Origin of the sequence: Nitrospirillum goiasense, assembly GCF_034427435.1 — a bacterium.
Classification (GTDB): Bacteria; Pseudomonadota; Alphaproteobacteria; order Azospirillales; family Azospirillaceae; genus Nitrospirillum.
In genome coordinates, this window is record NZ_JAXQNP010000001.1 from 94,305 (window position 1) to 119,083 (window position 24,779).

Annotated in this window: 16 protein-coding genes, 9 pseudogenes and 1 other annotated feature; of the genes and pseudogenes, 10 read left to right on the top strand and 15 right to left on the bottom strand. The window is 64.1% G+C overall.

From position 1 onward, the window contains the following. Positions 1-33: 33 nt before the first annotated feature. Complete coding sequence (locus ULB03_RS00410; RefSeq protein ID WP_322481353.1) at positions 34-759, top strand: hypothetical protein; 726 nt, start codon at positions 34-36, stop codon at positions 757-759. Continuing rightward, positions 756-3,125 (top strand): glycosyltransferase, encoded by a 2,370-nt coding sequence (locus ULB03_RS00415; RefSeq protein WP_322481354.1) that lies wholly within the window; start codon positions 756-758, stop codon positions 3,123-3,125. The genes ULB03_RS00410 and ULB03_RS00415 overlap by 4 nt, the downstream gene beginning before the upstream one ends. Positions 3,126-3,181: 56 nt before the next feature. Here the strand turns inward: ULB03_RS00415 and ULB03_RS00420 are convergent. Further along, positions 3,182-3,477: pseudogene (locus ULB03_RS00420) on the bottom strand (transposase); the annotation flags it as partial. A 118-nt stretch (positions 3,478-3,595) separates the two neighbouring features. On the opposite strand from ULB03_RS00420, the pseudogene ULB03_RS00425 reads away from it, so the two are divergent. The 3 genes and pseudogenes from ULB03_RS00425 to ULB03_RS27345 all read left to right on the top strand — a co-directional run. After that, positions 3,596-4,849: pseudogene (locus ULB03_RS00425) on the top strand (IS3 family transposase). Further along, positions 3,902-4,018: a sequence feature (AL1L pseudoknot), on the top strand. (Overlaps the previous pseudogene by 117 nt.) An 827-nt stretch (positions 4,850-5,676) precedes the next feature. Beyond that, positions 5,677-6,186, top strand: coding sequence for a hypothetical protein (locus ULB03_RS00430; protein ID WP_322481355.1), 510 nt, complete (start codon positions 5,677-5,679; stop codon positions 6,184-6,186). A 246-nt stretch (positions 6,187-6,432) separates the two neighbouring features. Beyond that, a pseudogene (locus ULB03_RS27345) lies at positions 6,433-6,573 on the top strand (transposase); the annotation flags it as partial. 198 nt (positions 6,574-6,771) lie between these two features. Here the strand turns inward: ULB03_RS27345 and istB are convergent. Beyond that, on the bottom strand, positions 6,772-7,620 hold the full coding sequence (gene istB, locus ULB03_RS00435) for an IS21-like element helper ATPase IstB (protein ID WP_322481356.1): 849 nt from the start codon (positions 7,618-7,620) through the stop codon (positions 6,772-6,774). Further along, positions 7,617-7,946: pseudogene (locus tag ULB03_RS00440) on the bottom strand (Mu transposase domain-containing protein); the annotation flags it as partial. The gene istB and the pseudogene ULB03_RS00440, both read right to left, overlap by 4 nt. A gap of 114 nt (positions 7,947-8,060) precedes the next feature. Between ULB03_RS00440 and ULB03_RS00445 the strand changes: the two are divergent. Next, positions 8,061-9,617 carry an ISL3 family transposase gene (locus ULB03_RS00445; RefSeq protein ID WP_322481357.1) on the top strand — a complete coding sequence of 519 codons (1,557 nt, stop codon included), beginning with the start codon at positions 8,061-8,063 and terminating at the stop codon, positions 9,615-9,617. Between the two features lie 51 nt (positions 9,618-9,668). Here the strand turns inward: ULB03_RS00445 and istA are convergent. After that, positions 9,669-10,644, bottom strand: a pseudogene (gene istA / locus ULB03_RS00450) (IS21 family transposase); the annotation flags it as partial. Between the two features lie 257 nt (positions 10,645-10,901). Here istA and tnpB (ULB03_RS00455) point away from each other — a divergent pair. Continuing rightward, the gene (gene tnpB, locus ULB03_RS00455; RefSeq protein WP_322481718.1) at positions 10,902-11,060 is read left to right on the top strand and encodes an IS66 family insertion sequence element accessory protein TnpB; all 159 of its coding nucleotides are present in this window, start codon (positions 10,902-10,904) and stop codon (positions 11,058-11,060) included. A gap of 226 nt (positions 11,061-11,286) precedes the next feature. On the opposite strand, the pseudogene ULB03_RS00460 reads toward tnpB (ULB03_RS00455), so the two are convergent. The 6 genes and pseudogenes from ULB03_RS00460 to ULB03_RS00485 form a co-directional block, all read right to left on the bottom strand. Next, positions 11,287-11,607: pseudogene (locus tag ULB03_RS00460) on the bottom strand (IS3 family transposase); the annotation flags it as partial. Between the two features lie 31 nt (positions 11,608-11,638). Beyond that, the gene (locus ULB03_RS00465; RefSeq protein WP_322481358.1) at positions 11,639-12,244 is read right to left on the bottom strand and encodes a plasmid pRiA4b ORF-3 family protein; all 606 of its coding nucleotides are present in this window, start codon (positions 12,242-12,244) and stop codon (positions 11,639-11,641) included. After that, a complete protein-coding gene (tnpC, locus tag ULB03_RS00470) occupies positions 12,241-13,821 on the bottom strand; it encodes an IS66 family transposase (RefSeq protein WP_322481359.1) in 1,581 nt (526 codons plus the stop codon). The genes ULB03_RS00465 and tnpC overlap by 4 nt, the downstream gene beginning before the upstream one ends. Before the next feature lie 87 nt (positions 13,822-13,908). Then, entirely contained in the window at positions 13,909-14,256 is a 348-nt protein-coding gene (gene tnpB, locus ULB03_RS00475) for an IS66 family insertion sequence element accessory protein TnpB (protein ID WP_322481360.1), read from the bottom strand. Continuing rightward, positions 14,253-14,687 (bottom strand): IS66-like element accessory protein TnpA, encoded by a 435-nt coding sequence (gene tnpA, locus ULB03_RS00480; protein WP_322481361.1) that lies wholly within the window; start codon positions 14,685-14,687, stop codon positions 14,253-14,255. The genes tnpB (ULB03_RS00475) and tnpA overlap by 4 nt, the downstream gene beginning before the upstream one ends. Before the next feature lie 72 nt (positions 14,688-14,759). Next, a pseudogene (locus ULB03_RS00485) lies at positions 14,760-14,918 on the bottom strand (DDE-type integrase/transposase/recombinase); the annotation flags it as partial. A gap of 58 nt (positions 14,919-14,976) precedes the next feature. On the opposite strand from ULB03_RS00485, the pseudogene ULB03_RS00490 reads away from it, so the two are divergent. Beyond that, positions 14,977-16,222, top strand: a pseudogene (locus ULB03_RS00490) (IS256 family transposase). A gap of 499 nt (positions 16,223-16,721) precedes the next feature. Next, positions 16,722-16,949 (top strand): annotated as a pseudogene (locus ULB03_RS00495) (transposase); the annotation flags it as partial. Positions 16,950-17,002: 53 nt separating this feature from the next. Here ULB03_RS00495 and ULB03_RS00500 read toward each other — a convergent pair. The 3 genes from ULB03_RS00500 to ULB03_RS00510 all read right to left on the bottom strand — a co-directional run bounded on the left by ULB03_RS00500 (position 17,003) and on the right by ULB03_RS00510 (position 20,263). Then, on the bottom strand, positions 17,003-18,178 hold the full coding sequence (locus ULB03_RS00500; RefSeq protein ID WP_322481362.1) for a glycosyltransferase family 61 protein: 1,176 nt from the start codon (positions 18,176-18,178) through the stop codon (positions 17,003-17,005). A gap of 136 nt (positions 18,179-18,314) precedes the next feature. Then, positions 18,315-19,637, bottom strand: coding sequence for an MFS transporter (locus ULB03_RS00505; RefSeq protein ID WP_322481363.1), 1,323 nt, complete (start codon positions 19,635-19,637; stop codon positions 18,315-18,317). Between the two features lie 146 nt (positions 19,638-19,783). Further along, the gene (locus ULB03_RS00510; protein ID WP_322481364.1) at positions 19,784-20,263 is read right to left on the bottom strand and encodes a hypothetical protein; all 480 of its coding nucleotides are present in this window, start codon (positions 20,261-20,263) and stop codon (positions 19,784-19,786) included. 369 nt (positions 20,264-20,632) lie between these two features. On the opposite strand from ULB03_RS00510, the gene ULB03_RS00515 reads away from it, so the two are divergent. Continuing rightward, complete coding sequence (locus ULB03_RS00515) at positions 20,633-21,616, top strand: 2-hydroxyacid dehydrogenase (protein ID WP_322481365.1); 984 nt, start codon at positions 20,633-20,635, stop codon at positions 21,614-21,616. A 30-nt stretch (positions 21,617-21,646) separates the two neighbouring features. Here the strand turns inward: ULB03_RS00515 and ULB03_RS00520 are convergent, their stop codons facing one another. Then, positions 21,647-22,624, bottom strand: coding sequence for a magnesium transporter CorA family protein (locus ULB03_RS00520; RefSeq protein WP_322481366.1), 978 nt, complete (start codon positions 22,622-22,624; stop codon positions 21,647-21,649). Between the two features lie 177 nt (positions 22,625-22,801). Continuing rightward, a complete protein-coding gene (locus tag ULB03_RS00525; RefSeq protein WP_322481367.1) occupies positions 22,802-24,775 on the bottom strand; it encodes a response regulator in 1,974 nt (657 codons plus the stop codon). Positions 24,776-24,779: the final 4 nt, after the last annotated feature.

Here is a 24,779-nt window from a genome sequence, read left to right on the forward strand (position 1 = left end):
CTCAAGTTTCCAACCTCAAGTGAACAAGGAAAAATGATGACGGCAGCCACGCCAGAAAAGAACGCCGACATCTCCACGGCCACTGGTTCCCCGGTGGGGCGAAGTCGCAAGCTGGCGCCTTCACCTGCCCTAAGCACTGAACTGATCGATCGTTTTCGCGAGCTTAGCGCCTTGACCCGGATGTTGGAGAATGAGAAGGCCTCCCACGAGCGGACGCGGGCGGAACTGGAGCGCGTGGCCGCCGCCGAGACGGAAGTCCGGACTGAGCTGGACTCCGCCCAGCGGAGCTATCTCGCTCTGCAGGAGGTTATGGAGGGAGCGCGCCAGGGTGAGATGCAGGCTCGCACCGAGATGGAGCAGCTCTCACGCGAAGTCGCCCAGCTTTGTGAGGCGCTGGAGAGCGCGCGCGCGGCCGAGCGGCAGTCGCAAAACGCGATGGAGTCCCTGGCGGCCCTCCACGAGGATGGGGAAAGGATTCTGGAGTCGGCGCGGGGGCCGTTGTTCAATGGAATTGGTCTACTCGTGCGCCTCGTCATCGAGGCACTCTCACGACATATGGGCCAGACGAGCGCCGAGATTGCCGTCGGCCAGATGCTACTCTCTTCCGGCCTGTTCGACCCCGACTGGTACCTAGCCGCCAATCCGGACGTCGCTGGGGGTGAGCTCGATCCGCTGGAGCATTACATCCGCTTTGGCCGAGATGAAGGACGCAACATCCTTAGCTCGCTGCGTGGCCTGACCAGAGAAGGCGCGCAATGACTGCAATTGCTTGGACGGACATCTTCGTCAGCTTGTACCGGTCTGATCAGTTCGACCCCGACTTCTATGTCCGCCGCTATCCGGACGTTGCGCTTAGCGGAGTGCCCCCCCTTGAGCATTATTGCAAATATGGGGTGCATTTCGGGCGTGAGACCCGGGCGGCCAGGCTCGTCTCGCATGAAGAGGCCGCGCCGCAGCTAAGGACAGCGACGTCAATAACTGAATCAGCGGACTGTTGCGAAACCGCGCGGGCAACCGGCAGCCGCTCTGAGATAGCAGCACTTGTTGATGTGCCTGTCCTAACGGTCATCTGCACGACCTATAATCACGCTAACTTCATTCGGCAGACGCTGGAGGGCTTCGTCGCCCAGCGTACGAACTTCCCGTTCGTGGTGCTGGTTTCTGATGATTGCTCGCCCGACGGCACAGGTGAGATCGTCGAGGAATACGTCCGGAAATATCCGTTCATAAAATCGGTCCGACGCGAGAAGAACGTCGGCTCAATCCCCAATCTCATGGATCTGGCCCGGCGGGTCCACACCAAATATGTGGCCCTCTGCGAAGGTGACGATTATTGGACGGACCCGGAAAAGCTGCAGCTCCAGGTGGATTTCCTCGATTCGAACCCGGAATATGCCCTCTGCTTCCATCCAGTGTCGATCCTCAACGAGGATGACCCGTCCTTGGTAGAGGTCTTTCCGCCTAAAGACCATCAGGACTTCACCCTGGCCACACTGGCCCGTAGCAACTTTATTCAGACCAACAGTGTCATGTACCGCTGGCGGTACGAGAACGGCCTTCCGGCGGAATTCGCCGAGATTCATCCCGGCGACTGGTTCATACATCTGGTCCATGCTGAGATGGGCAGGATCGGGTATATCAACCGCAACATGGGCGTTTACAGGAAGCATGGCGGTGGCATGTGGTCTGATGCCACCAAAAATCCACTCTTGCTACACCTGAAGTACGGCGCTGGCGAGATCCGAATGTTCGAGGCGATGAAATCGCATTTCGGCGGCCAGTACGACCATCTGATGTCGGCGATGCAGCGTCACGTCGTTGGCGAGGTGTTCCGGCACTTCGTCCTCTCCGGCGATATTCTGGGCCTGGCTGCCTTCATCCGCGCTGCTCAGCCGTGCGAAAGGCTCTTCCTCGAAATCTGCGGCATTCCTATAGGCGAGGATGGGGCGGTCGGTTCCGTCGAAGCCCTTGAGAGGTTACTGCGGAATCATCTCAGGATCAGTGTCGTCGTTACTGCCTACAAGCATCGCGACTATTTGCGGCTCTGCCTCGACAGCATCTTGGCGCAGGTGGGCGGATTCGAGATGGAGCTGATTATCGGCGACGACTGTTCGCGGGATGGCTCCCAAGAGATCATCGACGAATATCTGCAGCGCCATCCCGGTATCGTCAAGCAGATCAGAAGCAGCAGCAACGTCGGGATGCTTCAGAACATGAAGCGCTGCTTCGCTGCGGCCAGCGCGCCTTTCATCGCCATCTGTGAAGGTGACGATCACTGGATCAGCTCACAAAAACTGGCAAAGCAGCTCGTCTTCCTATGCCTAAACAGGGACTGTAGCATGGTCTTCAATTGGATCCTGCTGTACGAGGAATGGAGCACGCGTCTTATTCCACATACGCTACAGGGCCTGATAATGGGTGACCGCTTATCTTTCTCTGCCCTTGCCGCTGAGTCGCTAACGGCCAACTTCTCGGCCTGTGTCTATCGTGCCTCAACGATCAGGGCCATTCCGAAAAGCTATTACACCTACAAGGGGGCCGCTGACTGGTTGTTCAATCTCCATGCGGCAACGATAGGCGACATCGGCTTTATTCCCGATCTGATGTCTGTCTACCGAGTGCATCGCAATGGCCAGTGGAGCGGGTTGAGCACCCAGCAGCAGCAGAAACGGATCAAGGATATCAGGCGGGAATTTTACGAAATCTTCGGCACGGGCCTGGGCTTCGACGATCTGTCCGTCACCTATTCGATTCAGGAGGAAGCGGACATCACTGGTCAGGTCTTGGCTTGGCTCGAGACCCCGGTCGCCGGACAGACGGAGAAGATCAACGAAGGCTCGATCACCTTGCGCGGCTGGGCCATAACCGCGATAGGGGCGCCTGTAGAGATTATGGTCAAACACGGCGAGGTGCTCGAAGAGCACGCTACGACAGTTTTGCGCGACGATGTTGTCGACACCCTGAATTCGAGCCAGGCAATATCAATCGTGTCGCCTCGATGCGGTTTTTCGATCTCGGTGCCTTATGAGCGGAGCATGAGTGTGAATCTGGGCTTCCGCATCCATGGCCGCCCGCTCTGGTGGCGGACCATCACCTTGCAAGAGTGTCAATCAGCACCGAACTGAGGTGACGACATAGAACGGGCAGAAAACCACGCTGCCATTATCAACCTTAAGCGTCGTCTGTAGGCTGCCTTTACCGGTAGGAAGAAGCCGGGCCGGCATCCGACCCAGCGTGTGCCATCGGGGGACGGTCCCCCACCGGGCACGACACAATGGACATGCGGATGGTGGTGGAGGGTCTGACCCCAGGTATGGAGCACGGCAACAAGCCCGATCTCGGCGCCCAGGTGCTTGGGATCGGCGGCGATGATGCGCAGGTCTCTGCGGCGGCCTTGAACAGGATGGCGTAGACCACCGCCTTGTTCTGGAACGCGATTTCCGCCACGGGTGCTGGCAGCGTGAACACGACATGGAAGGTAAGCATGCGGTGTAGGCCGCAGGTTGGTGGCGATCAGCCGCCACGGCGGGGGCCGCCGAGGCTGAACCGCTCCGGGATTGTCGGAGGCTTCCACTCCTGAGAGATTGAAGCCACGATGAGCAAGACGACGAACAAGTTCTCCCCCGAGGTCCGAGCCCGCGCGGTTCGATTGGTGCTGGATCATGAGAAGGACCATCCGTCGCGATGGGCGACGGTGATGTCGATCGCGGCGAAGATCGGCTGTTCCGGCCAGACGCTGAACGAATGGGTGAAGAAGGCCGAAGTTGAAGCTGGCACGCGGGCCGGTGTTCCAAGCGAGACGGCGGAACGGCTGAAGGCGTTGGAACGGGAGAACCGGGAACTGCGGCAGGCGAATGACCCATAGGGCAGCGCGGAGCAGCAAGATCCTGCGCAAGGCCAGCGCGTATTTTGCGATGGCGGAGCTCGACCGCCGGTTCAAGCCATGATCGCCTTCATCGACGAGCATCGGGGTACGCACGGGGTCGAGCCGATCTGCCAGGTCCTGCCGATCGCCCCGTCCACCTATCATCGGCATGCATCCCGGCGAACCGATCCAGACCGTCTGCCGGAACGGGCCAGGCGGGACACGGCGCTGAAGATCGCGATCCGGCGGGTATTCGACGAAAACTTCGCTGTCTATGGCGTGCGCAAGGTCTGGCACCAGCTCAGGCGAGAGGGCCGAACTGTTGCTCGCTGCACGGTCGCCCGGCTGATGCGGGACATGGGCCTGCGGGGCGTGATCCGGGGCAAGCCGGTGAAGACCACGGTGAGCGACAAGGCGGCGCCTTGTCCTCTGGACCACGTCAACCGCCAGTTCCATGCACCCCGGCCGAACATGCTGTGGCTGTCGGACTTCACCTACGTCGCCACCTGGCAGGGGTTCGTCTATGTGGCCTTCGTCATCGACGCCTTCGCTCGGCGCATCGTCGGTTGGCGGGTGTCACGGACGGCCCATGCCGCCTTCGTGCTTGATGCCTTGGAGCAGGCCTTGCATGAGCGGCGACCGGTCAAGCACGGCGGGTTGATCCACCATTCGGACAGGGGCGTCCAATACGTCTCGATCAAGTACACCGAACGCTTGGCCGACGCGGGGATCGAACCCTCGGTCGGCAGCGTCGGTGACAGCTATGACAATGCCCTGGCGGAAACCATCAACGGCCTTTACAAGGCCGAGGTGATCCACCGGCGTGGGCCATGGCGTTCCTTCGAGGCCGTCGAGTATGCCACCCTGGAATGGGTCGACTGGTTCAACCACCGGCGGATCCTGGGGCCTATCGGCAACATCCCGCCAGCCGAAGCCGAGGCACGCTTCCACGCCATGCTGGACCAATCGGCAATGGCCGCGTGACTCAAACCAAACTGCCTCCGACAATCCCGGCGCGGTTCAGTCGTGGACGATGCCGAGCAGGAACCCGGCCAGCATGGAGCGTAGTGCCATCATCTCGTCGGTCATCGTGGTCACCCTCGGTTGGGGTTTTGTTGTGGTGACCAGACTTTACCGAAGACCCACGATGACCGCCCGCCGGGTCAGCCCTTCCGGCCGGCTACGCCGGCCTACAGGACTGACCCGGCGCAAGCGCTCCTACACCACTGGGCGGGACGTGACCTCCTCCGGTTGGATCAGCGCCTTATCCCGGTGTCATCCAATCCGGCAGCAGCCCAAGCCTTACCTATAGACAGAGACAGCAAATATTGTAGATTGCACCTTTTCAGCGGACTATGAAATATGAATAAAAATCCTAGGCTAAATCAGAATGAATCTCCGCTCGGGGGAGCCCGTCTGCAGATCCTCTTGCATGTCGGTCCGCATAAAACGGGGACGACCACGCTCCAGGATATGCTGAGGCTGCAATTTGCCGAGCCGAAGAAGGGAAAGCCCTGGTGCCCGCCTTATCTGGACCCGCACCACGCCGGCCATAACCATCTGGTTCGCGCCTACTGGAAGAATGAGGAAGGGGTTGTGAGCGATTATCGCAGCGTCTGGGGCGAAATATTCGCCAAAGCCGCGCAGGCGCAAGTCGAGCCCCTGATCCTAAGCACCGAATTCTTCATCCATGCGATCGAGGATGGGTTCGCCCCTCTCGTCTCACTGCTCCAATGGCATGACGTCCGTTTGGTCTTCACGCTCAGCCCTTATCTCCGCCGCAGCGTGAGCTACTGGCAGGAGACGGTGAAATGGGGGAGCAGGACACACTCGAGAACTGCACTTCCAAGATCTTTCGCAAAAAAGGGCCACTCGAACCTAAGATGGTTTCGCTTTTCATCAAGGCGCTGAAGCCGTCTCGGACCAGTCTCGTTATGGTGGATTTGAAGGCCCCTCCGGAAAGGCTCGTCAAGGACTTCTGGTCGGCGACCGGGCTTGGGCCGGTTCCGGACGATGTGTTGGAAGCCGCCAATGTGAAGAGGAACGTCTCCATCCGTTATGCGGAAATAGAGGTGCTGCGCGTTGCCAATAAGTATTCTGGCGATAACGGCGTCATCCGATGGCTTTTTCTTGAAAATTTATTCAAAGATGAGGTGTGGAAAAATAATATAGTCGATGCCCCTTTACCGATTCCGCAGAAGACAAAACTAGCAGCAGCTAGGGCATCATCTATTATGATAGCTGATGTAAAGAATATATCAGCGACCCATCCAATAGAAATTACAGGTGATCTTCAGTTTCTGGCGATCAGTGGTTATTAAGATAAATAGTCGTCCGTGAATGATTCCTAATACCGTCGACCGCTGATGCCGACTCTCGCTAAGGGGATTGAACGAACCCGCTGGCGCGGGAATGGCGCTGGTATTGGCGCATGAGGTCTCCGGTCTGAGGATTGTGGGTAAGCGTCCGGCCTTGACCGTGTTGCGCTGCTGACGAAGCTGCGGAAGTTTTGCCGTCGGGATTCCTTCTGTAGGGGTCCAGAAGGAGGGAACGTGGCAGAGGCGACAGTGCTGGCGCGGCGGCGGCGCTGGACGACAGAAGAGAAGGTGGCGTTGCTGGCCGAGGCTGACGCGGCAGGCGGCAAGGTGCCGGTTGTAGCGGAGCGGTACGGCGTTCCCCGCAGCCTGATCTATAACTGGCGGGCGGCACAGAAGGCGGCGGCATCGTTTCGGTCCGAAGCGCCGTTGGAGTTCCTGCCCCTGGGGACCGTTCCGGAGAGCGAGAGCCCGCCGCCGGGATCGGAGGCGGTGGTTCCTGGGGAACGGGATCGTGCTGGCCTGATTGTAAATGGCGAAGTGATTTTCCCCAGAAGTGGCGGTTTAAAACTCCCCAGATGGTTTGGTTGGTTAATTGATTGGGTGGGTTTCGGCGGGCCTCACTTTCGGCGGTCTTCCGCGTTTTCGGATGGCTTGGAGGGGTGTAGTGTCGGGTCTTCGCCGGGCGTTTTCGGGAATGAGGTCGGCATGCTGGCGTAACCTGTAGCTGGCGCCTTCGATCTGGACGACGACGGCGTGGTGGAGCAGCCGGTCGAGGAGGGCCGTTGCGACGACGGTGTCGCCGAAGACGTCGCCCCATTCGGCGAAGCCGCGGTTCGAGGTGAGGACCATGGCCCCCTTCTCGTAGCGGGCGTTGACGAGCTGGAAGAAGAGGTTGCCGCCCCCGGGCACGACGGGCAGGTAGCCGATCTCATCGACGATGAGGAGTTGGGGGCGGCAGAGGAAGCGCAGCCGCTCCCGCAAGGTGCCCTCGCGTTCGGCCTTGGCCAGGGAGGCGATGAGGTCGGCCAGGGTGATGAAGTAGACGGAACGCCCGGCCTTGACGGCCTCGACGCCCAAGGCCGTGGCAAGGTGGGGCTTGCCGCATCCGGGCTGCCCCAGAAGGTGGAGGACTTCGTGGCGGTCGATGAAGTCCAACTGGGCCAGGGTCAGGATGCGGTCCCGGTGGAGGGAGGGCTGGAAGGCGAAGTCGAAGCCCGCCAGCGTCTTGATGGTGAGCAGGCGGCCCATCTGGAGGGCGGCCTTGACCCGGCGAGCTTCCCGCAGTGCCAGTTCCTCGCCCAGCAGGGCGTCGATGGCCTCCAGGGTGGAGAGGGTTCCACGCTCGGCCTGACGCAGGATGTGATCCAGCGTTTCCAGGGCGCGCGGCATCTTCAGGCCCACCAGGTGGCGGCGGATGCTGTCGAGGGTCGCGGTCATGGCGTGCCCTCCGCCTGGACACCACCCTGGGCGAGGCGGCGGCCGATGGCGTCGTAGACGGCCAGGTCGCGCGGCGTGACCATCTCTCCCGGCCGCCGTGGAGGCGGCGCCTGGGGGGCGCCTTGCCGGGGTGTCGTGCTGTTGACCGGCGGCGGCAGGATGCGATGTCCGGCGATCAGGTGTCGGCGCCCGCGTCCCTCCAGCACCGGGTGGACGGCGATCCGGCGGCCCTCCTCCAGGATGTGGACCTGGTCGGCGGTGAGTTGGACCTCGACGGCGCGGCGCCGGGTGCTGTCCGGCACGGAATAGAGGTTGCCGCCCACCGACTGTCAATCGGCGGCGTAACGGGACCCCGTATCGGCGCCCAATAGGGGCTCTGACTCAATTTTGATGAAATCTGGGAGTCCTTTTGTGATCGCTTTTCCAATGGGATCAAGGCGATGCACCCAAAGACATTCCGCTCAACATTTGTCCTTCCTGGCATGGAGATCACAGACGTCGCTGATGACGGCACGGTGATCCGGCTCAGCGTCCATTCATCCAGCGCTGTCAGCCGTTGCCCTGGGTGTGGCTCGCCGTCCCGCCGGGTTCATAGTCGCTATCGACGCCGATTGATGGATCTCCCCGCCGCCGGTCGCACGGCTCAGTTGACCCTGCTCGCCCGCCGGTTCTTCTGTGATGCGGTTCTGTGCGGTCGGCGCGTCTTCACCGAACGGTTCGATCCGACCATCCTGACGCCTCGGGCCCGCCGGACGGCGAGGCTGGACAAGATCATTCATCACCTGGGCCTGGCGCTGGGCGGCCGACCGGCGGCGGCGATGGCGCAACGGCTGATGATGCCGGTGAGCAACGACACGTTGCTACGCGTGGTTCGCCGCCAAGGCAGTCCGAAGTTCGTGCCGCCGACCGTTATCGGGATCGATGACTGGGCTTGGCGCCGTAACCAGCGCTACGGAACCCTGATCTGCGACCTTGAGCGCCGCCGGACCATCGCGCTGTTGCCGGATCGCGAACCCGCGACCGTCCAGGCCTGGCTTGAAGGCCAACCCCAGGTCAGCACCGTCGCGCGGGATCGCGGGGGCGGCTATGCGATAGCAACCGCCAAGGCCTTGCCGGACGCGACCCAGGTGGCCGACCGCTGGCACTTGATGGAGAACGCCAGCCGCGCCTTTCTGGATGCCGTGCGCAAGTCGATGAAACAGATCCGCGTCGCGGTGGGCGCCACCACCATCGATCCCGCCCTGCTGACCGCGGCGGAGAAGCTGCAATACGACGGCTACGTCCGCCGTGAGGAAGCCAATGCCGCCATCCAGCGGCTGTCCAAGGAGGGCATGTCGATCCGGGAAATCGTCCGCCGAACGGGCCATAGTCGCGGCCTGGTGCGGAAAATCCTGCGTGGCCAGAGGTCGGACATCTTCCGCACGCGGGAAAGCTCCCTTGAGGTGCATCTTCCCTGGCTGGATCAGCAGTGGGCGGCGGGCCACCACAATGGCGCTGACCTCTGGCGCCGGTTGCGACAGCAGGGATTCCGGGGCTCCTTACGGGTGGTCGCCGAGTGGGCGACCCGCCGCCGCCGGGCTGATCAGATGGGGGCGGAGGCCCTGAGCCGCACGCCGTCGGCACGAACCATCGCCCGGTTCATGACCCTGGGGCGGGATGCCCTGACCAAGGCCGAAACCGTCCTCGTCGCCGCGATTGAAGGAAGTATCCCCACCTTGGTCGATACCAGGAACGTTGTCGCCGACTTCCAGGGTATGATCCGGCGCAAGTCACTCGCCGACCTCGATCCCTGGTTGGAGCGGGCCAAAGGCGGCCTGGTCGCGTCCTTCGCCAACGGCATCAACAAGGACCGCGCAGCCGTTGCCGCTGCCATCACGTCGCCTTGGTCCAATGGCCAAACCGAGGGGCAGATCACCAAGCTCAAACTCGTCAAACGCCAGATGTACGGTCGCGGGAAGCTCGACCTGCTCCAGGCCCGCGTAATCGGCGTCGGATGATCTGGCCATCACCAAAATTGCGTCAGAGCCCTTATTCCATGCCAATTCACACACCGACACCATGCCGTCCTTGGTGATGCGCCGTTCCAGGGACAGCACGGTGGTATACGGAACCGCGGGGATGGGCTTGAGGTGCGGGCGCTCCTCGGCGAAGTGCTCGATGACGATGCGCTGGGTGGTGGCGTGACGGCGGACATTGGCGATCTGGTCCAGCCATTGCCGCAACTGGCCGTTCAGGTCATCCAGATCGCGGAAGGTACGCCCCAGGAAGAAGTCCTGCCGGATGTAGCGGAAGGGCCGCTCGACCTTGCCCTTGGTCTTGGGCCGATAGGGTTTGCAGGCCTTGGGCAGGAAGCCGTAGTGGCTGGCCAAGTCCAGCAGGCGGGCGTTGTAGGCGATGCCGCCGTCGGTGCCGTCATCCCCCGCCGCCTCGCCCAGGACGGCGGTCTTCATGCGGTCGTAGAGGATGCGGGCGGGCACCCCGCCCAGGGCCTCGAAGGCGGCGATATGGCACCTCAGCACGGTGGCCAGGTCCTGGCGGGCGACGAAGCGCGCCCAGAGCATGCGGCTGAGGCCCAGCACCAGGGAGAACAGCCAGACCACACGTTCCGCGCCGGGTTCGTCGGTGAAGCTGGTCTTGAAGTGGGCGAAGTCCACCTGGGCCTGATGCCCAGGGGGCGTCTCGAACCGCTTTTCATAGCCTTTGGCCGTCGCCGGTCGCACGGTGCGCAGGAAGTCCTTCACCCGCCGTGTAGCCGCCGGGGTAGCCCAGGGCCTGAACCTCCCGCAGCAAGCGGCGGGCGCTCAGCCCGGGTACGGCGGTCACCCGCTGGCGCAGATAGGCCTCATAGGGACTGATCACCGAGGGCTGGGGTGGACGGGGTGTATAGCGGGGCGGTTCCAGCCCCCGGGCGATGTAGCGGCGCACGGTCTTGCGGTCCAGGCCGGTTCGCCGGGCGATGGCGGAGATGGTCAGCCCTTCACGGGCAAGGTCCAGGATCATGACGAGTTCCCCAAGTGTGACCACCGATCCCCTCCCTCGCGCCTGCGAGGGCAGTCTGGGCGACTGGCGGCCGCGAGGTCCCGGGGGGCATGCCCCCCGGGACCTCGCCGGTCAGCGAAACTGGGGAAAATTCAGGCGCCACTTCTGGGGAGTATTCACCCGCTACTGACACTGATCGAGGTCGAGCTTCCCAGCGGTGTGCGGCTGCGGGTGGATGCGCTCGTCAACGAGAAGGCGTTGTCGCGGGTGGTGCGGGTCCTGAAGGCTGCGTTTTGATCAGCGTGGCGCCCGGCACCAAGGTGTACCTGGCCTGCCGCCCGGTTGACCTGCGGAACGGCTTCGATGGGCTGGCGGCCAAGGTGCAGCAGGTGCTGAAGGCCGACCCGTTCAACGGTCATCTGTTCCTGTTTCGGGGCAAGCGTGGCGGTCACGTGACATAGTGCATCCTTCTGCTCAGAAGCCTGGTAGCTTAATCGACTTATCTTCCTGGAATCGCTTATAGAACTTTGGCCTTCGGGCTGCGATTTCCCGCGCGCCTGCCTTAACGGCGTCGGTTTCAAGCGCGGCTGTTGGGATCTGCCACGGCGCCGAGAACATGAGCTGTGTTGCGGGCAGGATGCCCTCTCTGGGCTGCTGCCGGATTGGATGACACCGGGATAGGCTCGTTCAAGCTACCCCAGTGTTTCGTTCGAAGTCGACGGGGCTGAGGTATCCTAGCGTCGAATGGCGGCGAGTTGGATTGTAGAAGCGTTCGATGTAGTCGAAGACGTCGGCCTTGGCCTGGTTCCTCGACTGATAGACCGCCTTGGCGACCCGCTCGGTTTTGAGCGAGGAGAAGAAGCTTTCCATGGCGGCGTTGTCCCAGACATTGCCCGCCCGGCTCATGGAACAGGTGATGCCGTTGTCGGTGAGCAGGCGCTGGAACTGCTGGCTGGTGTATTGGCTCCCCTGGTCGGAATGATGGAGCACGGCCCTGGGTTTCCCCCGCAGGGTAAGCGTCAGCGGGTGGACGATCGATTCAGCGGTTGACGGCTTTCTTCATTCTTGAAGCACTGGCGATCCGTTTGAATGCGAGGTGGATCTGCTCTTCGCTGATGTTGTCCGGGTCGTAGGGGCCGCCGTACCAGTCGAGGGCCTCCTTCTTCTTTTTGCTGCCTCTGCCCTTGTCGGGCCCGGCGATGTCTTCGAGGAACTCGTAGTAGCCGGGCAAACCGCCGCAATCCTCGGGCGGGCAGCGCCGCTCTCCGCCGAGGAACTGAGGGTATGGCTGGTCCGGCTGGGCGGCCTCGACGCGCTCAATGATGAGCCGGTGTTCCCAGTTGTCGCCCATGTCGTAGACGTAGCCGACGGTCTCGACGTCGGCGTCGAGCAGCTTCTGCAGCTTGACCGTGCTGGCGCGCTTGATGGTGCGGCCCCAGTCCATGCCATCGGGGTCGGGCAGGCCGTAGGTTGTCCCTTCCACCTCGAACTCCCAGAGATGGTAGTCGAGCCAGCCCATGGCGGCTTGGATGATCTTGTGGAGCGCCGCGAGGCTGGTGGTGCCGCGCACGGCGACACGCCGCCAGACCAGGGGCTCGGTATGAAGCAGTTCGATGCGCAGGATGGCGAGGGTGTCGGCGGTCATGCCGCGAGTTTGTCAGCCTGGCGCGTCCAGTTCCAGGGGAGAAGCTCGGCCAGCCGGTTGATGGGGTGGCCCTTGGCCATGCGGTCCAGGACGTCGGCCAGATAGGCTTCGGGATCAAGCCCATTCAGCTTCGCCGTCTCCAGGACGGAGTAGAGGAGTGCGGCCCTGTCGCCGCCCGCCTCGGAGCCCAGGAACAGGAAGTTCTTCCGGGTGAGGGCGATGCCGCGCAGGGAGCGTTCGGCGGGGTTGTTGTCGATGGCGATGCGGCCGTCGGCGGCATAGAGGGTGAGCTGGTCCCAGCGGGTCAGTGCATACCCGATGGCCTTGCCGAGTGTGTTCTTCGCCGACAGGCGCTGCCGCTGCGCCTCGAGCCATGGCTTGAGGTCGTCCAGGATGGGAACGGCCAATTGCCGTCGGGCGTTCCGGCGCTGGTCGGCCGACAGGCCGGTGATCGCGGCCTCGACCTCATAGAGGCGCCCGATCCGGCGCAAGGCCTCCTCGGCGATCGGTGACTTGGTCTTCTCGTACTGGTCGTAGAGGTGCCGCCGCGCATGCGCCCAGCACGCCGCGTGGACGATGGTTGGTGGTGCGATGCTGGACGGTCGCGTCAGGGCCTTATAGCCGGTGTAGGCGTCGGCCTGGATCACCCCGCTGAACCCGGCGAGATGGTCGCGGGGCCGCTCGCCCTTGCGGTCCGGGCTGAAGCGATAGAACGCCGCTGGCGCACGCTCGCCGCACCAGGGCCGTTCATCGACCAGATAGGTCCAAAGGCGACCAAGCCTGGTCTGGCCGTTGCCGGGGGCCAGCACCTTGATCGGCGTGTCGTCGGTGTGGATGATCGGCGCCGCCATCACATGGGCGCCGATCAGACCGGCCAGGGGCGCCACCCACCAGGCGGCATGGCCGACCCAATCAGCCAAGGTCGCGCGCTCGATCGCGACGCCCTCGCGCGCCAGGATCGCCGATTGCCGGTAGAGCGGCAGCCCGTCCAGATACTTCGACACCACGACATTGGCCAACAGGCCGGGCCCGGGGCGCCCCTTCTCCACCGGCAGGTCCGGTGCCGCTGCCTGGATGATCGCCTCGCACGCCCGGCAGGAGAGCTTCGGCCGGATGTGGCGGATCACCTTGAGCCGGGCCGGGACCTTCTCCAGCACCTCGGTCACGTCCTCGCCCAGCTTGGAGAAATGCGTGCCGCCACAACCGGGGCAGACATCACCGGGCGAGTGGATGACCTCCTCGCGCACCAGATGCTCTGGCAAAGGCCGACGCACCGGATGGCGCTGGTCCCGTGGGCGCCGTTCCGGGGCCGCGCTCCCCGCATCCAGCGACGGCGCCGTCCGGGCCGCTTCGCCTTCCTCCAGGTCTTCCAGCATTAGTTCCAGTTGCGCGATCTGCCGGTCCAGCTTCTCCGACGAGCGGCCGAACTGCATCCGGCGCAACTTGGCGAGTTGGGCCTTGTACTGTTCGATCAGGATGCGCGCGCCGGTCAGTTCCGCCCGCGCCGCGGCCAGTTCAGCCTCGCGTTCGGCAAGCCGGGCACGAAGCTCGGCGATCTCTCCGGCGGCATCGATCATGGGACCGGATTATACCCGAAACCGCCACCATCGGCAGGGTGGTGGACAGCATCCGAGTCACTTTGCCGCGTGGGGGCCGCGCGGGCTTCAGCACGCCGCCTCCGGCCGCCAGGTCCGCACCGGCGTCCGCCAATCGATCCCCTCCAGCAGCATGGAAACCTGGGCGGCGGTGAGCGCGACAGAGCCCTCCTTGGCCTGCGGCCAGACAAACCGGCCGCGCTCCAGCCGCTTGGCGAACAGGCAGAGGCCCTGGCCGTCCCACCATAAAATCTTGATCAGGTCACCGCGACGGCCCCGGAAGGCGTAAAGCGCGCCGTCATGGGGATCGAGCTTCAGCATCGTCTGCACCTGGGCGGCCAGGCTGTCGAACCCACGGCGCATGTCCGTGGCGCCGCACGCCAGATAAAGGCGAACATTGCCGGGAATGCCGATCACGACAGCGCCGCCAAAACCCGGCGCAAGGCGCCCTCGCTGACATCACCGGTGATCCGCAACCTCACACCGGTCGGCAGTTCGACCTCAATCACGCCTACGGCCATGGGCGCGCCCTCCGGCACCTCGGGCACGAGGGCCGGTTCGGGCAAAGCCCCGCCGTCAATGACCGAGACCGGCACGAACCCCGTCAACTCGCCTGACCGGAATTGCTTGCGCCAAGTCGATAGTTGGCCAGTGCTGATACCGTGCATCCGGCACGTCAGGCTTGGCGACGACCCCGGCGCCACACTCTGCGCCAGAACCCGCAGCTTCTCCTCAATGCTCCAACGCCGCCGCCGCTCCGGCCCGCTCAGAACCTCGCCCTGCAACTCCGCAGCGCTCGTATGAGCACTTCGAAGCGCCTCCTTGCTAATCACCGATACCGCGTCCATGCCCCCACCGCTCAAGCTGAGCAGCCAGCATGCCCATCAATAACGCCATGAGAAGGCGACCCTGCGCTGACGCTTACCCCGCCGCCACAAGGCCATGACGAGGGCGTCGGCGACCAGTTGGGCTGTCATGGTGTCGCTCATGGACCAGCCGACGACCCGGCGGGAATAGAGGTCAATGACGGCGGCGACGTAGAGCCAGCCCTCAGCCGTCCAGATGTAGGTGAAGTCCGCGGGACTGTCAGGAATTTCGTGCTCGGTGGGGTCATAATGAGGAAGAAGGAGACCCTCTATGGCCCGACGCAAAGAGCCAGTTATCCCCGACGCGATCCTGGACCAGTTGCTGGCCGGTGCGGACGCCAAGACGGCGTTTGAGCAGAACGGGCTGCTTGATCAGTTGAAGAAGGCGCTGACGGAGCGGGCGCTGAACGCGGAACTGGATCATCACTTGGTTGGTGACGAGAGCGGCAACCGGCGCAACGGCTATGGCCGCAAGACGGTGCTGACGGATGGTGGCCCGGTTGAGCTGGCCATCCCCCGGGACCGGACGGCGACATTCGATCCGCAGTTGATCGGCAAGTACCAGCGGCGCTTTCCGGGCTTCGACGAGAAGATCATCTCGATGTACGCGCGGGGCATGTCGACGCGGGAGATCACGGGGCACCTGCGGGAACTCTACGGCATTGAGGTGTCGGCCGACCTGATCTTGCTGCTCCGCGCTGCCCTTCGGGTCGACGGTCACGGACGCGGTGATCGAGGAAGTGACGGCCTGGCGGAACCGACCGCTGGAGGCGATCTACCCGCTGGTGTTCCTGGATGCCATCCGGGTGAAGATCCGGGATGAGAGCCTGGTGCGCAACAAGGCCATCCACGTTGCCATCGGCGTGCGGGCCGACGGCACCAAGGAGGTCCTGGGCCTTTGGATCGAGCAGAACGAAGGCGCCAAGTTCTGGCTACGGGTCCTGAACGAACTGAAGAACCGGGGCGTGGAAGACATCCTGCTGGCCGTGGTCGATGGCCTGAAAGGCTTCCCCGAAGCGATCGCCGCGGCCTATCCCGAAACCATCGTGCAGACTTGTATCGTCCACCTGCTGCGCCACAGCATGGAGTTCGCTTCCTGGAAGGATCGCAAGGCCATCGCCGGTGCCCTGAAGACAATTTACGACGCCGTGGACGACAAGGCGGCCGAGGCCGCGTTGACCGCCTTCGAGGTCGGCCCCTGGGGCGAAAAACACGCCGCAATCGGCAAGGCCTGGCGCCGGGCGTGGCAGGAGGTCATTCCCTTCTTCGCCGTCCCGCGCGAGGTCCGGCGGATCCTTTACACCACCAATGCCATTGAGGCCCTGAACTCCAAGCTGCGCCGGGCGGTCCGCGCCAGGGGGCACTTCCCCAATGACGAGGCGGCCCTGAAGCTGCTGTTCCTGGTCTTGAACCGGGCGGAGAAAGATTGGAAAATGCCACCGCGCGAATGGACGGCGGCGAAGGCCCAGATGGCTGTCATGTTCGGCGAGCGGTTCTCAAGGGCGATGAGCGCCTGAATGCGAAACCGACCCCGCCGAGCACGAAATTCCTGACAGTCCCCGATCACCATCCACGCCACGAACGGCGAAAGCACCCGGGACACCGCCATGCAATTGCCCGTCGCCTCGATCACAACCTCGTCGGTCGGCAACAGCCCCTTGCCAAACCCCTCCAGGGCCGTCCGGGTCATGTCCACCCGCCCGGCCCGCGTCAGTCGACCTTCCTCCCAGATCACCACCTCGCCAAAGGTTCGGTGGATGTCCATGCCGATCACCCGTCGCATCCGTCCCTCCCTCAACAGGTCGATGTGGGAGCGGCGGGGCAACACGACACCTACGGATCCGCGCTCTCGGCGCAACCGGGCCAGTCGCAGAGGCGGCCAGCTACTAACGCGAGCTAGAAGCTCATGGAATACATCGGCCTGCCCGCACCTTCGTGCTCCCGGTGCCTCCGTCCCGGATGGTCGCACCATACGCCACGACCCTCGCGGGCCACAGCCGGAACATAGGCACCTAGAGATTCATACCCGTTCCCAATGCCATCGAGGCCCTGAATTCCAAGCTGCGCCGGGCAGTCCGTGCCAGGGGGCATTTCCCCAATGACGAGGTGGCCCTGAAGCTGCTGTTCCTGGTCTTGAACCGGGCGGAGAAAGATTGGAAAATGCCACCGCGCGAATGGACGGCGGCGAAGGCCCAGATGGCCGTCATGTTTGGCGAGCGGTTCTCAAAGGCGATGAGCGCCTGAATGCGAAACCGACCCCGCCGAGCACGAAATTCCTGACAGTCCCGCCTGCTGCGCTATCCAAACAACGTGGTCAGTGCCCATTCCAGGCGCTGCGGCTCCATTACGAAGTCATTTCGGCCGATGGGGTGGTTTGTGACAACTCGACCAAAGATTTCGGCGTAGGCCATTCCCAACTGCCCAGCCACATCCCAGAAAAACGGGTCGATGAAGTCGCCGGGCGACAGGCATATCGCGGTCGCCTCGGGTTGGCAGAACACCAGATTGGCCAACGCCGCGCCCTTGACACCCATGGCGACCTCGGCGGAACCGAACAGTCGCGCCTGTTCAGTCAGCGACATCCCGCTGGTGAAGACCGTTCTAAAGCCGTACTGGTCCAACAGCCCCTTCAGTTCGTCCTCATTGGCCAGTTTGCGTGTGTCGGCGTCCGCCCGCGATAGATAAAGACGCTGGCCTTGGACCGCCTGCGTCCCCTTTTCCACGAACGCGGCTTTCAGCTTCGCCATCGCCAGCGGCCATTTGACCATGGGGGGGCGGTGCAGGGGGGTGACATAGAGCAGATTGGCGAACCGCCAGGTGGCCGTGTCCGGCATCTCGATGACGCGAGCGCCCGGGCAGATTTTATCGATCGTTTCCCGGACGATATTCCGCTGAAGCGGGCTCTCATTGGCGCCGATGACGACGGTTAAGGGGGTGGTGATAATCTGTTCCGCGAAGTGAGCAAGTATTGTGGCGCCATCCACCAGCCAGTGACCGTAATTCCGATACCATGGCCGCTTCACCAGAATGCTGGGCTCTTCTATTACCTTCCCTGGTTGGTGCGAGAAAATGAAACCTTGCCCTGATTGATCACGCCGAAAGCCATCCGGCACCTGATTGTGCGCCAGGTATTCAAGCGCGCTTTCCTGGACCAGCAGGCCATTGCGCGTAACGACGGTTCCTTGCCCGGAGACATAGGCATCAGCCAATATCGTGGCATTTATCTCTGAATAAAATTGCTCAGATATGGACGCATTGTATTTAAAATTTTCCACCAACTGCGGGTTGGTGTGAAAGGTGTCCATCAGGGCCATGGGCCGGCGTGAATAACTGCCTCTCGGTGCCAACTGGCTGACGTGCTTGATCCCCGCGGCTTCATGATGGGCCCGGTTCGATCCGTTAATAATGGCCTCGAGATTACCGACGGAGAGTGAGTCGGGAACGCCGGACGCCCCAGGGCCATGGTCAACCATCAAATGCCTCAAAATCATCTTCGGGAAAGCGGATGCCCGAAGAATCAACCAATGTCACCGCTTATTTGCGATCCAAGCGTTGGTTTGTTATGGCCCCCGCCGCGATTCAGCACAACCTTGGAGTTTTGTGTGGGCTTCATCGCCCATCCCCCGGTAGAGGGGTCAAGTCTGGCCCCATTGCCCGACGGCGATCAGCGGGTAGCCGGTGCATCCAGACCAGCGCGGCTGCGGTGATGTTCAATGCCATTGGTATCCATATGGCGGCGGCGCCAAGCGTCAGGAGGGCGATCCCGCTTTGCTGTGGGGCTGGGGCGGGTGTGTCGAAGCCCGCCATGCTGAGCGCGGTCAGCGCCAGCGCCGGGCCGATGGCCGCGGCCAGTTTGTCGGAGACGGACAGCAGGGCGGCCAGCGTGCCCATGTGGTCGATGCCGGTGGTCAGCCGGCGTTCGTCCCCGAGGTCGGCCATCATGGAGCGCACGAGCACCGGATCGGCGGATAGGAAGGTGCCGAAGAGTCCCAGGATGATGAGGCCGGCCGTCAGGCCGGACCAGGGGAGCAAATGTACGACCAGGCACATCAGGGCCATCCCGGAAAAGCCCAGCGCCATGGCCCGGTGCTTCTCCAACCGGTTCCCCAGCCAGCCCCAGACAGGTGCACCGACCATGGCCCCCGCCTTCACCGCGAACAGCAGGGCCGCCGTCCGCATCCGGTCGAGGCCATGGAAGGTGCCATAATAAAAGAAGAAAACGCCTCCGGCGGCATAGACGGCGGTGCTGGACAGGAAGTCGGCGGCCAGCAGGCGCGCTACGGCGCCTTGGCCGAGCAATCGCCCATAGTCCCGCCAAGCGGGCATGGGCCGGGGCCCCCCATCGCGTTCCGGCACCAGCAGCAGGGCGGCGGCCACGCCCAGGGGAAAACTGGTCAGCACGAACCATCCCATGGCGGGCAGCGTCGCCTGTGGGGCTATGCGCAACGGCGGCAGCAAGGGCAGGGCGGTGACCGCCAGCCCGCCGACCAGGAACAGCACCTGGCACCAGGCGAAAATGGCATTGCGGCCGCCATAGTCGCGGGACAGCGTGCCACCCCAGCCCAGATGGGAAACGAAACACAGCGACCACGCGGCATAGGTGCCGGCGAGGCATACCGCCAGATAGGAAAAGCCAGCGCCCGATGGCGGCATGAACAGGCCATGGACCGACAACATGAGCAAGGGCGTGCCCAGGGCCAACCACAGCCTGAACCGGCCATACCGGGATCGGGTGCGGTCGATCAAAACCCCGACCATCGGGTCGATGGCGATATCGGCCAGGCGCGCCACCAGGAAGGCCATACCCACCAGGCCTAAGGGCAGGCCCACCACCGTCGCGTAATAATCGGGCAGGTATATCAGCAGTGGCAGGCCCAGGGCGGCCAAGCCCACAGCCGGAGCGGCATAGGCTGCCTTGATCAAAACACCCATACGGACCCTGTGCCCCCGATCCATTCAATCCCAAGAGCGCCAATCGTTCCTGTGCCGACGGCGGCGCGATCCTGCCACCCCCACCGTCCGAAATCCACGCCGGTGCGGCCGGGGTGTGCAGCCGGGGCGGGAGCGCCCCAGGGACCTCAGGCGCTCAGCGCCTCACGCTCGCATGTCGTGGGCAGTTGCGAGGCGGGCGGGGTCAGGGTCAGCTGGTTGTGCCTCAGCGCGAAAGCCAGGGCCCGCGCGGTCATGGCCAGGGCGGCCCTGTCCTCCTCGGCGGCCAGCCAGCGCAGTTGGGCATCGAACTGCGCATCCTTGCCGTTCTGCGCCGCCGCGACCAGCAACAGAACCTGGCGTTCGTCCGCCGTTAGGCTGGGACAGCCAGGATGGCCGATGGACAACTCCCGCCGACAGGTATGGATCAACGCCAGCAGGAAGGTGTGCAGGGTGGCCAGCACCTCGCGCCCATCCTCGCCGCAGGTGTCGGCGAACTCCCGCCCCACCAGGGGGCCATAGTCCTTGCCCTTGACCATGCGGCGCAGGGCCCAGACGAGCAAATGCTCCCCCGGCCCGAATTCCGGCGCCTGGTCCATCGTCCCGCCAATGGCATCCATCAACGACATCATCATGTCCCCCGGCGGCTTCCGCCCCGTCCCGGAGGCAGCCAAGCGCCGTAGATGCAAATCATTCTCAAATCATAGCCCATCTCAAGGCTATTAGCAAAGGCCGGCATCACAGGTGGGTATGTCCATCGATCCCGGCTCCAGGCATCCTATACCCATGGACCCTGACTCCGCCATCGCGGCCGCGGAGCTATGCCAGAGGGGCACCAGAGCGTCACGGCGGGCACAGGCGAGATGTCAATGGCCGAGGGCGACAGCCGTCCGTCGGCATCCTATTCTGGCGCGGCCCGCACCTGGCTGTTACCGCTGGGATTGAACTGGGGGCTCTTCCCCCGGATGGCAAGGGGCATGACAGAAGGACCTGGCAGAATGGCCCCCCGCTTCGATATCGACCTGCTGATGCCCGCACCCATGATGCCCTTCGTCTTGGAGCGGCTGGACCAGGCCTTCCGCGTGCACAAGCTGTGGCTGGCCGAGGACCGCGAGACCATGTTGGCGGAGGTGGCGCCCCATATCCGCGCCATCGCCGCCGGCGGGGCCGCCGCCGTCACCGCCGAACTCATGGCCCGTCTGCCCCGGCTGGAATGCGTCGCTGGTTTTGGCGTGGGCTATGACGCCATCGATGCCAAGTGGGCGGGCGCCCACGGCATTACCGTCACCAACACCCCCGACGTGCTGACGGAGGAGGTGGCGGACACGGCGCTGGCCCTGATCCTGATGACCGTCCGGCGCCTGCCCCAGGCGGAGCGTTACCTGCGCGCCGGCAGGTGGCTGGAGAAGGCCTTCCCCTTGTCCCCCACGCTGCGGGGACGCACGGCGGGCATCCTGGGGCTGGGTCGAATTGGCAAGGCCATTGCCCAGCGTCTGGCCGCCTTCGGCGTGGCCGTGCACTATCATGGCCGCCGGCCACAGGCGGACGTGGCGTTGCCCTATCACGCCACGCCCCTCGATCTGGCGCGGGCGGTCGACGTGCTGGTGGTGGTCACCCCCGGCGGGCCGGAGACGCGCGGGCTGGTCGATGGCGCGGTGCTGGAGGCCTTGGGCAGCGATGGCGTGCTCATCAACATCGCCCGCGGCACGGTGGTGGATGAGGATGCGCTGATCGCCGCCCTGAGGGATGGCACCATCCTGGGTGCCGGCCTGGACGTGTACGCCCGGGAACCAACCGTGCCCCAGGCCCTGCTGGACCTGGATAACGCGGTGCTGCTGCCCCATGTCGGCTCCGCCACCCTCCACACCCGCCAAGCCATGGGCCAGCTGGTGGTGGACAATTTGCTGGCCTGGGCCGAGGGACGGCCGGTGCTGACGCCCGTGCCGGAGACTTCGGCGCGGCCGGCGCGGACTGGCGCCTGACCCGGAAGCGGGCCGCGCGGTCAGCTAAGGCTACAGCCAGCCCCGACGGCGGAAATACCAATAGGGCAGGATGGCGGAGATGACCATCAGGCACAGCGCGCCCGGATACCCGAACACCAGATCCAGTTCCGGCATGTGCTTGAAGTTCATGCCATAGATCGAGGCGATCAGTGTCGGCGGCAGGAAGATGACGGCCGCGACGCTGAAAATCTTGATGATGGCGTTCTGCTGGATGTTGATCAGGCCCAGGGTCGAATCCAGCAGGAACTGCGTCGTCTGGGCCAGATAGAGGTTGTAGTCCAGCAGCGATTGGATGTCGCCGTTCAGGGTATTCAGGATCAGCTTGGTTTCAGGCGCGATGGGTGTGGCCTTCTCCGCCGCCTTGAGGAAGGACACGGTGCGGGCCAGGCTGTGCAGGCTTTCCCGCACGCGGGACGCCAGGTCGCCGCTGCGGCCGATACGCTTTAGCGCGTTCTGCAAATCGGCGTCGATGATGCTGGGCGACTGATCCTCCCCCTGGCTGAAGACGGATCGGGAAAGGGTGTCCAGCCCATCCTTCACCTCCTCCAGAACGTCGGCCACCCGGCCGACGATGGCGGTCAGAATACCCAGCAGGATGGCTTCGGGATCGGTGGGCACGTCGGTGCCCTGGTCCACCCGCCCGGCGAAGGTGCGGAAGGGCGTGCTGTCCAGGTAGCGCACCGTCACCAGATGGCCCGGCCGCAGGATGAAGGTGGCATCGGCCAGCGCCGGGCCCAGCGGCGTCTGCCGGGTCAATACCCGCACCGTCATGACCAGCGCGTCGCCGGATTTGTAAACCTGGCTGCTGGTCTCGATTTCCCGCATCTCTTCCCGGGTGGGGATCTCCACACCCAGCGCGGCCTCGACCGCCGCTTCCTCTTCCTTGGTGGGCGCGACCATGTCGATCCACAGGTCGTCCGCCAGGCAGTCGGCGCCCGCTTCACGTCGCGTCAGGGTGCCCTTGTCCAGGCGGTACAGCGTCAGCATGCGTGGGATTCTTTCCGAAGGGTGTCGCCCGCAAGAAGAAAGGGTGGCCGTTGGCAAAGGCAAGTGCCATCGCGTGTGCGCCAGTGTCCGCCTCATGTGCTGTAGGCAATTGACCAAGTTTACCGGTGCCGCTGTGGCATGCGGCCCCCATACGCAGGGGGACACGCGTGGGGGCCGTCACGGCTTCGTCAGCGCCTGGATTTTCCGGCCCAGTTCGTCCAGGTCGAAGGGCTTGGCGATATAGTCCATGCCGTCGCCGACGAAGGCGGAACGTTGGCTGGCCCCCTCCGCATAACCGGTGGCGAACAGGATCTTCAGCCCGGGACGCAGACGCCGCGCCTCGGCGGCCAGATCGCGGCCATTCATGCCGGGCAGGCCGACGTCGGTCAGCAGCAGGTCGATGGTGCCGGGGCCCTGAAGATGGGGCAGGGCGTCGGCCGCCGTCTCGGCCTCGATCACGCCGTATCCATGTTCCTCCAGGATGTCGACCACCACCATGCGCACCACCAGCTCATCCTCCACCACCAGCACGGTTCCCCGGCCCCGGTGTGGATTTTCCGCCGCCCGCGCCCCGGGATTCTCCAGGCCGTCCTTGGCGGTGACGTCGCGGGGCATGTAGAGGCAGATGGTCGTGCCCTTGCCCGGCGTGGACGACAGCGTGACATGGCCGCCGACCTGGCGGGCGAAGCCATAGATCATGGACAGGCCCAGGCCCGTGCCCTGGCCGATGGGCTTGGTGGTGAAGAAGGGGTCGAACGCCTTCTCCAGCACGTCCGGTGGCATACCGATCCCGGTATCCGTGACACAGGTCAGGACATAGTCACCCGGCTGCAGGTCGGCGGAGGCGCGCTCATCCCCGGCGGTGACGGTGACGTTGCTGGTCTGGATGGTCAGGCGACCGCCCCCCGACATGGCGTCCCGGGCGTTGATGGCCAGGTTCAGCAGGGCGCTTTCGAACTGGTTGGCGTCGGTGATGGCCGGCCATAGATCCGGCGCCAGGGCGATCTCCAGCTCGATGGCCTGCCCCAGCGTGCGCCGCAGCAGATCGTCCAGCGATCCGACCAGCTGGTTGATGTTCGCGGTCTTGAGGTCCAGCGTCTGGCGCCGGGCGAAGGCCAGCAGGCGATGGGTCAGGCCCGCCGCGCGATGGGCGGATGACAGGATGCTGTCGACGTAGCGGCCGATGCTGTCGAAACGTCCGTCGCGCATGCGCTTCTGGATCAGGTCGGCGGCACCGACGATGCCGGCCAGCATGTTGTTGAAGTCATGGGCGATGCCTCCGGTCAGCTGGCCGATGGCCTCCATCTTGTGCGATTGGCGCAGCGCCTCTTCCTTGACGCGCAATTCCTCCGTCCGCGCCGCCACCTCCGCCTCCAGCGCGTCGCGCGCCAGCTTGGTCTCGGTGATGTCGATGGCGCAGCCGACATAGCCCAGGAAGGTTCCGGCGTCGTCGAAGCGTGGGCTGCTCTCGCAACGCAGCCAACGCACCTCGCCCGTGGGTTTGCGCACCCGGATGTCGTCCAGGAACAGCGCCCGGTCCCGGAACAGCGCATCGCGCGTGGCCCGGAAGGCGCGCCAGTCCTCCTCATGGATAAGGGCGGCCCAGCCTTCCTCTTCCACCCGGGCCGGCGGCACGCCGAACTCCGTCTCGAAGCGGCGGTTGGCGAAGACGATGCGGCCGGTGGTGTCCACCGACCAGATCAGGGCGGGCGCGCTGTCCGCCATCAGGCGGAAGCGGTGCTCACTTTCCCGCAGGGCTTGGGCGGACCGCCGGGCTTGGCGCCTGTCCTCCGCCTCGCGCAGGGCGCGGGTCACCACCATGGGAATGCGGGCCAGGTTGCGCTTCGTCACATAGTCGGTGGCGCCGGCGCGCAAGGCCTCGGTCGCGAACTCCTCGCCGATGACGCCCGAGATGAAGATGAAAGGCACCGCCGGGTCCCGCGCCCGGGCCAATTCCAGGGCGGCCAGTCCGTTGAATCCCGGCAGGGAATAATCCGACAGGATGATGTCGAAGCTGCCGGAGGCCAGGGCCGCCTCATACTCGGGGCGCACCGCCGCGCGGGCCATGGCAACCGGCTGGTCGATCTTGCGGAACTGGTGGGCGATCAGTTCCGCATCGATGTCGCTGTCTTCCACCAACAGCAGGGACACAGGC